This is a genomic window from Streptomyces sp. F001 (genome assembly GCF_004187715.1).
Lineage (GTDB): Bacteria > Actinomycetota > Actinomycetes > Streptomycetales > Streptomycetaceae > Streptomyces > Streptomyces flavusporus.
The window spans coordinates 1-1,378 of the sequence record NZ_QZWF01000167.1 but is presented as its reverse complement, the minus strand read 5'-3'; the positions used below and the strand labels follow the sequence as shown (position 1 = coordinate 1,378).

Sequence of the window (1,378 nt, the reverse complement as noted above, 5' to 3'; positions counted from 1 at the left end):
TCGCTGCATGGGGCGGGCGGGGTGTCAGTCCTCGCCGCGCACGATGTTCCACTCCTGGCCGGTGTGCGAGGTCCGTGGCCCGTCCGGGCCTTCGACGGCCGGGAGGCAGGTACGCAGCACGGCCTTGCCGCGCAGTCGGCGTGCCTTCGACCAGCCGGTCTCCAGGCGGCGGACGGCGGGTTTTTCACGGGCGGACGTGGTCACGACGCTTCATCTTCCTTCTGCGTCCGGTGGGGGTTGCTCAGGGCCGGGTCCCCGGATCCGGCCCGGGCAAACGCCGCGCCGGTCAGGTGGCGCCGGGGCCGCCGCTGCCGGACGAACCGCTGGAGCCGCGGTTCCAGCGCGGGCGGCGCTGATCGTCGCTGCGGGCACCGCCGGAGGGCCGCAGTCCGTGCGGGGTGAGCCGTTCGCCCCGGGCGACCTCATGGGGTTCGCGCTGCTCCCGGGCCTCCCGGACCGGGCCGGACTCCGGCAGCGTCGGGTGCTCGCCGGGCCGCGGCCGCCGGGGCTCGCGCCGGCGTACCCGGATGCCCAGCTGAACGGCCCAGATCAGCGCTCCGGTGATGACGACGCCGACGACGAGGATCGCGATCATGCCGACCACGGAGCCGGATGCGGCTGCTTCGTAAACGGTGGTGTCCATGGCCGCCGAGTACCCGGGCCCGGGACATGGATGACTCCGTCGGCCCTCTGACGGGCGACAACAGGGCGTGGCGCGGGCGGCACTGCAGGTCACGGCGATAGCGTCGCGGCGGCCGGAGAGGAGGACGATGACGGAGCTGTCGCACGACACCCCGACCGCCCGGCGACGCAGCGCACCGGGGCGCTCGCTGGGCGCCACGCTGCTGCGCTGGACCACGACGACCGATCACAAGGTGATCGGACGCCTGTACATGGTCACCGCCTTCTGTTTCTTCCTCGTCGCCGGTCTGCTGGCCCTGGGCATGCGCGCCGAACTCGCCGCCCCGGGACTGCAGTTCTTCAGTGATCTCGGCTACAACCAGCTCTTCACGAACCACGGCACGATCATGATGCTGCTGTTCGCGACCCCTATGTTCGCCGGCTTCGCGAACGCGGTGATGCCGCTGCAGATCGGCGCCCCTGACGTGGCGTTCCCGCGTCTGAACGCGCTGTCGTACTGGATGTACCTCTTCGGCGGGCTGATGGTGGTCGCGGGGTTCATCGTGCCCGGTGGCGCGGCGGCCTTCGGCTGGTTCGCCTACGCGCCCATGAACAGCGCGTACTTCTCCCCCGGCGCGGGCTCCGACCTGTGGGTGATGGGGCAGGTGGTGACGGGCGTGTCGACGACGCTGGGCGCGGTGAACTTCATCGCCACCATCATGTGTCTGCGCGCCCCGGGCATGACGATGTTCCGGAT

At 71.3% G+C, this 1,378-nt stretch carries 3 protein-coding genes; 1 reads left to right on the top strand and 2 read right to left on the bottom strand.

The annotated features are described in order from the left end of the window. Positions 1 to 24 precede the first annotated feature (24 nt). Positions 25 to 204: a hypothetical protein gene (locus StrepF001_RS45290; RefSeq protein ID WP_129803883.1), complete on the bottom strand. Its 180-nt coding sequence runs from the start codon at positions 202 to 204 to the stop codon at positions 25 to 27. A gap of 82 nt (positions 205 to 286) precedes the next feature. Beyond that, on the bottom strand, positions 287 to 643 hold the full coding sequence (locus tag StrepF001_RS45285) for a DUF6479 family protein (RefSeq protein ID WP_129803882.1): 357 nt from the start codon (positions 641 to 643) through the stop codon (positions 287 to 289). Positions 644 to 770: 127 nt separating this feature from the next. Here StrepF001_RS45285 and StrepF001_RS45280 point away from each other — a divergent pair. Beyond that, a partial coding sequence (locus StrepF001_RS45280; RefSeq protein WP_206307178.1) for a cbb3-type cytochrome c oxidase subunit I occupies positions 771 to 1,378 on the top strand: 608 nt, incomplete at its 3' end.

Excerpts from the sequence above, each read along its gene's own strand:
- StrepF001_RS45285 (WP_129803882.1), bottom strand. The coding sequence starts at position 643 with ATGGACACCACCGTTTACGAAGCAGCCGCATCCGGCTCCGTGGTCGGC.